This is a genomic window from Chryseobacterium urinae, from assembly GCF_030518295.1.
In the GTDB taxonomy this organism is placed as follows: domain Bacteria; phylum Bacteroidota; class Bacteroidia; order Flavobacteriales; family Weeksellaceae; genus Chryseobacterium; species Chryseobacterium mucoviscidosis.
In genome coordinates this window covers 25,219-35,859 of sequence record NZ_JAULSJ010000042.1, presented here as the reverse complement: position 1 = coordinate 35,859, position 10,641 = coordinate 25,219, and the positions used below count along the sequence as shown (strand labels likewise).

4 protein-coding genes are annotated in these 10,641 nt (G+C 38.0%); 1 reads left to right on the top strand and 3 read right to left on the bottom strand.

Annotation, left to right across the window (positions count from 1 at the left end; translation table 11 throughout):
- Window positions 1-41 precede the first annotated feature (41 nt).
- From QWT87_RS18950 to QWT87_RS18940, 3 genes are all read right to left on the bottom strand, one after another.
- Entirely contained in the window at window positions 42-1,073 is a 1,032-nt protein-coding gene (locus QWT87_RS18950) for a bestrophin family protein (protein ID WP_185206218.1), read from the bottom strand.
- Window positions 1,074-1,239: 166 nt separating this feature from the next.
- Window positions 1,240-3,312, bottom strand: coding sequence for an alpha-ketoacid dehydrogenase subunit alpha/beta (locus QWT87_RS18945; RefSeq protein ID WP_302718067.1), 2,073 nt, complete (start codon window positions 3,310-3,312; stop codon window positions 1,240-1,242).
- An 83-nt stretch (window positions 3,313-3,395) separates the two neighbouring features.
- A complete protein-coding gene (locus QWT87_RS18940) occupies window positions 3,396-5,501 on the bottom strand; it encodes a S8 family peptidase (protein ID WP_302718066.1) in 2,106 nt (701 codons plus the stop codon).
- A gap of 257 nt (window positions 5,502-5,758) precedes the next feature.
- On the opposite strand from QWT87_RS18940, the gene dnaE reads away from it, so the two are divergent.
- The gene (gene dnaE, locus QWT87_RS18935) at window positions 5,759-10,438 is read left to right on the top strand and encodes a DNA polymerase III subunit alpha (protein WP_302718064.1); all 4,680 of its coding nucleotides are present in this window, start codon (window positions 5,759-5,761) and stop codon (window positions 10,436-10,438) included.
- Window positions 10,439-10,641: the final 203 nt, after the last annotated feature.

The window sequence follows — 10,641 nt, the reverse complement described above, 5'->3', positions numbered from 1 at the left end:
GGGGCTAAACTACGGTCTTAATTTCAATTGAAGACAATCAGTTAAACCAAAACCCCATTCTTAGAAGCAATAGGATCAGGCAAATCCGTTTCTCCCGTCATTTGCAGAAGATCAATCTCAATCGTCCGGCAGATCGAAAGCATTGGAATATCAAACATCAGACCTTCAAAAGGATTTTCAGAATAATCTCCAACCAGCTCCATAATAATATAAATCCAGCCAATCGTAATACAGAACGGAATTGAGACCCATATTCCCCAGTCTCCCAATTTGGCAAATTCACTCACCAAACCTAACGGAAGAAGCATAATGAAAATGATATTAAAAATAAAAGCAGTACTTGCAAACTGTCTTGGCAAAGGAAACTTTTTTATTCTTTCCGCCTGTCCCTGCAATGTATAGAATTCATTGAGACAATCCTGCAATTGCTTTTGATTAAAATCAGAAATCGCACTCATATTTTTAAGCTCATTAACATCTTTCGACTGCTGAGCGATAAGGTAAGTCGCAAAATTTTTATACTGAGACTGCAATTCAGTTTCCTCTTCAGATAAATATTTATTCAGGAAAATTGGCGTTCTTCCGTAATCCGGAAAACCTGCTTTTATCAGTCGGTTACGCTTATGGTCTACATTTTTAAGCTGGTCTTCTTCCACTTTAATATGTTCCCACTCAGTAGGAATCAGGAGTTGTTCCCTTAACTGATACAGCCATGCAATATGACGGAAAACAATCTTTTTTCTTCGGTCTTCCAGATCAGACTTTTCCGCTTCTTCATTGGAAGTATGAAAAGCATATACCATCGATCCGAGCATTCTGCTGGAATTAACGATTCCGCCCCAAATTTTTCTTGCCTCCCACAACCTGTCATACGCCTGATTATTTTTAAAACCAACTAAAAACGCTTCCGCAGTACCAATCAATGCTACCGGAACCCATGGAATAATCATCCAGTCCCAATGGAAAAAGTGAAAAAGCACAGCAATTAAAGTGCACCAGATTGAAATCAGAATCACATGAAATCCTGATAAATTGAGAACCTGTCTGTAATTGACGTATTTTGTTGTAATCATATTTGTGCAATTTAATTTCGAATCAGCAAAAGACTAAGCAAAACAGATACCATATTTTTGAAACAGAATTTAAAAAACCTTTTGCTAACAGTACATAAATATAAGAAATTAAGCCACAAAAAAACCTCTAAAAAATTAGAGGCTTACATTTTTATTTTAAACTGAATTAATATTTCAGCATATCTTCAATTTTATTGGATAGCTTTTCCGCATTCGGAAGCATTTCCTTTTCAAGCACCAAATTAATTGGAACCGCAGGAACATCCAGAGAACCCATCGTTTCTACCGGTGCATCAAGATATTTAAAGCAGTTTTTCGAAATTCTGTGTGCAAAAGCTTCCGCAAAAGAATTATTCAATTGCTCTTCCGTTAAAACGATACATTTTCCATGCGCTTTTACTCTCTCAAAAACCAGTTCTTCATCCAGAGGAATCAGGGTTCTTAAATCGATAACCTCAACTCTTCCGTTGAAATTTTTCGCTGCTTCTTTTGCCCAGTAAACGCCCATTCCGTATGTGACAATCAATAAAGTTCTGCCTTTTTCGGTTTCTTCCTTATCCGCTTCAATAATTACTTTTCCTTTTCCGAAAGGCAATATATAATCTTCCGCAGGTTCAATGGTTTTTGCATCTTCCGTTCCCGGAACCTTGCTCCAGTACAATCCTTTATGTTCAAGCATAACCACAGGATTCGGATCGTAATAAGCTGCTTTTAATAAACCTTTGAAATCTGCCGCATTGCTCGGATAAGCAATTTTAATCCCTTTGATATTCGCTAAAATACTTTCAATACTTCCGCTGTGATAAGGACCGCCACCTCCGTAAGCTCCGATTGGAACACGGATGATATTGCTTACAGGATATTTCCCCTGACTTAAATAACTCGATTTTGAAATTTCTGTAATTAACTGATTGATTCCCGGATAAATATAATCAGCAAACTGAACTTCAACAATCGGTTTTAATCCTACTGCGCTCATTCCCGCTGTAGAACCGATAATATAAGCTTCCTGAATCGCGGTATTGAAAACCCTTTTGCTGCCGAATTTTTTTCCTAATGTTACCGTCTCACGGAAAACCCCTCCGATTCTTTCCCCAACATCCTGTCCGTACAGCAAAGCTTCCGGATGCTTCCACATCAATTCCTGAACGGCATGAATCGCAGCATCTACCATCACTATTTTTTCTCCGCCTGCTGGTTCTCTTGTTCCTACCTCTTCCGTAATCGGTGTCGGTGCGAAAACATGATTCATTACACTTTCAGGCTTCGGATCTTCTGCATTTTTAGCCTTTTCAAAAGCTTCTTCAGCTTCAAGACGGGCTTTTTTCGTAATCTGTTTTAATAATTCTTCATCAACTCCGGATTCAATCAAATGATTTCTTAGAATATTTCCCGGATCCTTCGCTCTGTGTTTGGTTAAATCTTCCTCGTCTCTGTAAAACTCTCTTCGTACTCCGGATGTGTGGTGACCAATTAAAACTGTTTTTGCGCAAACCACTAAAGGTTTTCTTTCAGTTCTTACAAAATCCACCGCTTTTTTCATTACTTCAAAGCTTTCCACGAAATCAGTTCCGTCCACTCTCATTCTGCTTAAACCTGTAAAACCGGCTACAAAATCATAGGCATCACACGTCCTTGCTTCCTCCTTGGTTACGGAAATTCCCCACTCATTATCCTGAACAAGGAAAATAATCGGTAGCTGATGTAAAGCAGCAAACTGTAAAGCCTCACTTACTTCACCTTCCGTTACAGAATTATCTCCCAGACTGCAAACCACCACCGGATTGTTTTCAAAATCCTGCAATTCAAAATCCTGAATATATTTAATTCCCTGCGCAACTCCCGTTGTAGGAATGGTCTGCATTCCTGTCGCAGAACTCTGGTGAATAATTTTAGGTTTATTTTCGTCCCTGCTGGAAGGGTGAGAGTAGTAAGATCTACCTCCGGAAAAAGGATCGTCGGCCTTTGCTAGTAACTGAAGCATCAACTGATAAGGTTCAAAACCAATCCCGAGAAGTATACTTTCGTCCCGGTAATAAGGAGAAACCCAGTCTTCTTTTTTTAACTGATAAGCTGTTGCCAATTGAATGGCTTCATGACCTCTTGATGTACTATGAACATATTTACAGACATTTCTGTTTTCTTCATAAATATCCGCCATTGCTTTGGCAAGCATCATATGGTTATAAGCCTTGAGTAATATATCTTGAGAAACCTTTTCGTGAAGTGTATTTTCCATAGAAAGCAAAGATAAACAAAAAAACAAAACACTAACAAGCGTTAGTGTTTTGAAGATTTTTTATTATTGAAATAACATCGTGGTTATTCTTTAATTACTTTTTTAGAAACAGTATCCTTGTCTGTTTTAACCTCAATGATATATATTCCTTTGATGTAAGAAGTCAGATCAATGCTTTCTTCCTCATTTTTAATGGTTCCACTCTTAAGTTTTTTCCCGGAAAGATCGTATACATTATATGTTGATCTCTTAGGAGACTTTATTACTTTTACATAATCTTTTGTAAGAGTCGGAGCTATTATTATTCCATTATCTTTTATAATATCGCTTGTTGATAATGAGGACTGTGTTTGTCCTGTTACCATGATGGAATAGTTCTGTGGAGCCGCAACTCCCGAATCATTAACTAGTGTTCCTTTATTTGTAATCTCAATTTTGTAGCTTCTGCCAGAAATAGGATTGTCTATTACAACCTGCTCAACATTATCAACAGTATTATCTGCTTTTGTTGCAGGGGTCAAAGGACTGTTAGCATCAAGTTTCCACGGATAATACACCGTATTGGTAGTAAGATCTATAATTCTCAGATCAAGATCGTTAATCAGTTTAGATGTTCTGTTATTGAAAACATCAGATACAAATTGGTAATTAGGAGTATATTTAGGGTCGATCCAGCTGATGGTAACCTTTAAGGGTTCGCTTCCGGTTGCAGTAAGTGTTTTACTATTTTTAACTCCGCTGTTCAGCGTTTCATCTGCAAAGAAAACAGTATTGTTAGATTTGCCTACCAATAATTCCGCTCCTTTTTTAGCATTAATAAAGCCCCATCCGAACCATGGATCAGGTCCGATATTTCCGGCCTCAGATGCAGAATGAATGGTAAGTACTTTTGCTGAAGCCGCGTTTAGTAAAGCGTTATTGAATAATTGTTTATATATCTGAGTCCATAGTCCGATAATTCCCGTTACAATAGGGGCGGAAAATGATGTGCCGCTTCCTGCTGCCCATGTGTTACTACCGGTTGCGGATGTGGCTGCATATAAAACATCTGTTCCAACTGTGGAGATGTCCGGTTTTATTCCGCCGTCATCTCTTGGACCAGCACTGCTATAGTCGGAATGTACAACATCAGTTGCGCTTGTGTATCGGAAATTATTGGTACTAATTATATCTGTAGCACCTACTACAATAATATTTTTTGCCAAAGATCCTGTTCCTATGCAATCATATCCTTGAGAACAATTGTTAGGCGGGATTGTATCACTGGAACTGAATGCTAATGAACCGCTTGAGGAGGAATAATATTTTGGAATGGCTGAGGAAGCACTACCTGGTCCCATATTAAAATAGTTCCCCGAGGATTTTACAATTATAAGAGAAGGGTTATTGTTTACCAGCATATCATAATTATAATCATTGGTATTATAAGTACCCTGAAGATCATAGAATGTATTTCCTGCTTTAGAACCATTGTAAACATAAGAACTGATATTGCCATTATTATCGTAATTTTCTGTCCATCCTGAATTTACCCCATATGAGTGGTTAGAAATGTTAGGTTGAGAAACCAATATTTTTTGAAAAACATTGCTTGTTGAAGTATCACCGGGTAAAGTGGTTGTACTAAACATATAGCTATCCATTGTTGAATTTACAGCAACTCCCTTAGTATTCCCTACAGCAACACCTCCGCTGGACAAATTAACACTTTTCCCGCCGATGAAACTTCCTACGCCTGTAGAATGGTCAGAATAGCTTTGTGTGCTGGCCTCTTTATTGGTAATTCTTCCTGTTGCATTATTGAAAGCTGTATGAGATTCGTATATTCTTCCGCCGTCAAATACTGTATACTTTATATTTTCTCCGTTAAAAGCACCAGTAAGGCCAGCAACTCCTCCAGACAAATTCAACTGGTCGGAATTGGAATTCATTAATTGTCTTGTATCCTGTTCCTGCAAAAAAAAAGGAATATCAAAGTTAAATCCTCCAAGATGGGATTTTAAAGAATCAATTTTTTCCTTCGTTTTTGCGTCAGGATTTTTCCCATATACCCTTTCAGCATAGGCATCGAACTTTTTTTCGTTCTCAACTTTTTGCTGTTCAAATTCTCTTTTTAAATTGTCATTATTTTTTTGCGCATACGTTGAAAGATAAAGCAACGTACTAATCAAGATTAGATTTCTCTTCATGCCACTTAATGATTACAAATAATTAGTTGACAAATATATGTAAAACTCATTAAGTCACATAATTAATTGATAATATTTTGTATGATTATGTATAATTTTAATGAATCTTAAAATTATATAATAAATATGTTTTTTTTCTTTTTAAATGTAAATAGCCTGAAAATACAAACTCTCTTAAAATGGCTCTAAAACACACACTCCTTCAAAAAAATAAAGTAACTTTACATTCTCTTTTTAATAAAAGCTAGAAAAATTACATGTATTTAGTTTTTGACACAGAAACCACAGGTTTACCGAAGAATTTCAACGCTCCGCTTTCAGATTCAGATAACTGGCCAAGAATGGTGCAGATTGCGTGGCAGTTGCATGATGATGACGGAACATTAATTGAAAATCAGGATTATATTATAAAACCGGAAGGGTATGATATTCCCTTCAATGCCGCGAGAATTCACGGGATTACAACAAAAATCGCCAATGAGGAAGGTCGTGATCTTGAAGAAATTTTAAATGAATTTTCTAAAGTTTTAGAAAAAGTAAGAGTGGTCTCCGGACACAATGTGGAATTCGATTACAACATTGTAGGAGCCGAATTTTACCGTAAAAATATTAAAGACAACCTTCAGGAAAAGCCAAAAGCCGATACCATGATTGTGGGAACAGATTTCTGTCAGTTGGGAGGCGGAAAAGGAGGAAGGTACAAAGCTCCAAAGCTGGAAGAGCTTTACGAAAAATTATACGGTCATAAATTTGATGAAGCCCACAACGCAGCAGCCGACGTAAATGCCACGGCTCAGGTTTTCTTCGAAATGATGAGAATCGGTGTCATTCCTGCGGAAGTATTGAAAACTTCGGAAGATCAGCTTGCGTATTTTAAAACGCTGTATCCTGATCCGATAAAACCTTTCAATATTGTTATCAGAAGGCAGGTTGCGGATTTTCACAACAAGAAGAAACAGCAGGATTTCGGAAGTATTGATGAGATCGATCTCGGAAAATATTTCAACTTTGATAACCACAGTGTTTTCTCTACTTTAACGGCTACCACAAGCATCAACGATTTAATTAAAAAAGCAACTGATGATAATTTCCCCGCCGTCGGAATGGTGGATCTGGGAAATATGATGGGTGCTTTCAAATTTGTTTCTGCGGTAGAAGGCGCAAACGGCGACCGTGCAAAAAAGCATAAAGAATACCTCGCTAAAAAACAGGAAGCAGAAGAAAAAGGCGAAGAATTCAATGAACCGGAGCCGGTTTCACAACCCTTGATTCCTGTTGTGGGCTGCGAATTTTATATTTCAGACCGTTACGAGCAGAAGCAGTTTACCAAAGATGATCCCGACAGAAGAACGCAGGTTGTCTTATTGGCAAAAGATTTTAACGGATATAAAAATTTAGCCAAACTATCCAGTATCGGATTTCTTAAAGGATTTTATTTTGGAGTTCCGAGGATCAGCAGGGAATTGATTGCTGAATATAAAGAGGGAGTGATTGCCCTAACTTCGGGAATTCACGGAGATATTCCGGATGCCATTTTGAATACGGGTGAACAGAAAGGGGAGGAGCTTTTCAGATGGTGGAAAGATACTTTCGGAGACGATTTTTATGTTCAGATCCAGAACCATAAACTGCCGGAAGAAGAGCATTTAAATGATGTTTTATTACATTTTGCCGATAAATATAATGTTAAAATTTTAGCGCAGAATGAAACGTTCTACACCAATAAAGACGATTCTAATATTCAGGATATTGTAAGCTGCATCAAAGATGGAGAAAAGCTTTCAACGCCTGTAGGAAAAGGTTTTGGAAAAAGAAGAGGACTTGCAACCGGAGAATATTACATGAAAACGGCGGATGAAATCAAGGAAGCGTTTTTAACGTATCCCGATGCATTCGAAGCGTATGAAGAATTTTTCGCAAAGTTCAAGCCTTATACTTTAAAAAGAGACGTTCTTCTACCTAAATTCGATATTCCGGAAGAATTTATTCATCCCGAAGATGAAATTGACGGCGGAAAACGCGGTGAGATGGCTTATCTTACCTATTTAACGTACGAAGGGGCAAAAAGAAGATATGTAGAAACAGGAATTACAGATGAGATAAAAGAACGTCTGGATTTCGAACTGGAAGTTATTGCCAATACAGGATATCCCGGTTACTTTTTGATTGTTCAGGATTTCTGTAACGAAGCCCGAAATATGGGCGTTTGGGTAGGTCCCGGTCGTGGTTCTGCGGCAGGTTCTGCAGTAGCCTACTGTATCGGAATTACAAACGTAGACCCCATTAAATATGATCTCCTTTTCGAGAGATTCCTGAATCCGGAAAGGGTTTCCATGCCCGATATTGATATCGACTTTGATGATGAAGGACGAGATAAAATCATCAAATGGGTAGTCGATAAATACGGAAAAACACAGGTTGCCCAGATTATTACCTACTCGGTTCTGGGAGGGAAATCTGCGATTAAAGATGCGGGAAGGGTTTTGGATGTTCCGATTCCGGACACGAATAATATTGCTAAATTAATTCCTTCCACACCGGGAATGAATATTGCGAAAGCTTTAGCAAAATACGATAAATTAAAACCTGAAGAACAACAGCTTGTTGACGAAATGCGCTACGTTCTCGACAGCCCGAATGACGCGCGTCACGGTGTTTTGGCGAGTGCTAAAAAAATGGAGGGCTGCATCAGAAATACAGGGATTCACGCTTGTGGGGTTATCATTACACCGGAAGATGTAAGTAATCTGGTTCCGGTAACTATTGCGGCAAAAGATGCCGATATTCTGGTTTCGCAGTTCGATAACTCGGTGGCGGAAAGTGCAGGACTTCTGAAAATGGACTTTTTAGGGCTGAGAACTTTAACCATCATCAAGGATGCTTTAAAACTTGTAAAAGCAAGACATGGAGTGGATATTGATCCCGATCTGATTCCGCTTGATGATGCAAAAACCTATCAGTTGTTTAAAGAGGGGAGAACAGTCGGGATTTTCCAGTACGAAAGTCCCGGAATGCAAAAGTACATGAGAGAGCTGAAACCTACCGTTTTTGCCGATCTTATTGCCATGAACGCATTATACCGTCCCGGTCCGATAAAATACATCCCGAACTTCATCAACAGAAAGCACGGAATTGAAGAAATCGTCTATGATTTACCGGAAACAGAGGAATATTTAAAAGAAACCTACGGAATTACGGTGTATCAGGAGCAGGTAATGCTTTTATCCCAAAAACTGGCAAATTTCACGAAAGGGGAAGCCGACACGCTGAGAAAAGCGATGGGTAAAAAGCAGATCGACGTTCTTAATAAAATGTACCCGAAATTTATCGAAGGCGGAAGAAAAAATAACCTAAACGAAGAACGTTTAGAGAAAATCTGGAACGACTGGAAAGCTTTTGCTGAGTATGCCTTTAACAAATCTCACTCTACGTGTTATGCATTTATTGCGTATCAGACCGCTTATTTAAAAGCCAATTATCCGGCAGAATATATGGCGAGTGTGATGAGTAACAACATTAACAACACCGATTCCATCACCATGTTCATGGAAGACTGTAAAAGTATGGGTGTTGATGTTTTGGGACCGGATGTGAATGAATCTCAGTATAAATTCTCGGTAAACGAAAAAGGACAGATCCGTTTTGGTCTGGGAGCCATTAAAGGTATTGGTGAAGGTCCGAGTGAAGCCATTACAAGAGAAAGACAGAACGGCAGATTTAAAAATATCTATGATTTCTTCGAAAGAATTCTGCCTTCACAAATGAATAAAAGAGTGGCGGAAAGCTTGGTTTTGGCAGGAGCTTTTGATGAACTCGACAATTTCCACAGAGGTCAGTATTTTGATATCGATATGGCGGGAAGAACCAATCTGGAAAGACTGATCCGTTACGGACAAAGCTTTCAGGAAAGTAAAAATGAAATGGAACATTCTCTTTTTGCAGATTTTGCAGAGGAAGTTCAGATCGAGCAGCCCAAGCTGCCTCCGTGTCCGGAATGGCCGAATATGCATAAGCTGAATAAGGAAAAAGAAACCATAGGATTCTATCTTTCTGCGCATCCTTTGGATGAATTTAAATATCAGTTCAAGTTTATACAGGGAAGTCTTTCCAAAAAATCTGTTCTGGAAAAAGAAGACGAATCGAAAATTGTAATTGATGAGGTTCCGATTTTAGAGCAGGACGCTCCTGAAGATGTATCTGAACTTGCGGAAATTGTTTCCGATGATGTCATTGCGGGTGAAGAAGAGGAACTCATTGAAGAAGTCACCAAAAAAGCAGAACCAAAAGGTGTTTTCCACTTCCTGAATCTTGATGAGGTAGATGCTTATAAAGAACAGGCTTTTGCAAATAAGCAGGAAGAATTATTCGAAGAGAAGAAAAAAGACTGGAAAACATTACAGAAGGAAAGAGAAAACGGCGGTGGCGGGAAAGAATACACTGTTGCCGGTCTGATTACCGAATATGTGGTAAAAGATGGTTTCCGAAGCGGAGAAAAAGTGGCTTTTGTAACGCTGGAAGACTATTCCGGTTCTTATTCTTTCCGACTGGGAGACCGTGATTACATGAAGCTGAAAGAAAAACTGGAGGTTCAGCGGTTTGTTATTTTCAAGATTAAATTTGCTCAGGTAAAAGACGGAAGGGTTTTTGTAAATGTTACGGATGTCATAGAGCTTCAGGAAGCTTTTGAAAGATTTGCGAAAAGTATTTCTTTGGTGATGGATGTCATGGATTTCCGACCGGAAGATCTGAATTTTTTCAGAAAAGTTTTAGAAAGAAATCAGGGAAATCAGAAGCTGAAATTTTATCTCAAAAATGTGGAAGAAGATTCGAAGGTAGAACATCTCGAAGTACAGTCGATGAAGCATTCTGTAAATCTCAGCGGTGAACTGATTAAAGAAATTCAGCTTTTAAATAAATATGAATTTTATCTGAATTAAGTTTAAAACTACGTGATATAAATTTAAAGTGGCTAAGAATCTATTGATCAGATTTTTAGCCATTTTTATTTTGGTGATCTTTTAAATCCATAACATAAATCAACTTTAAAATCCCACTTTTTATTTCTCTGTTAAAATCAAATGAATGTTTAATTTTTATTAAAATATTTTAGCTTTTTAACATTAAATAATGATGAATTTCT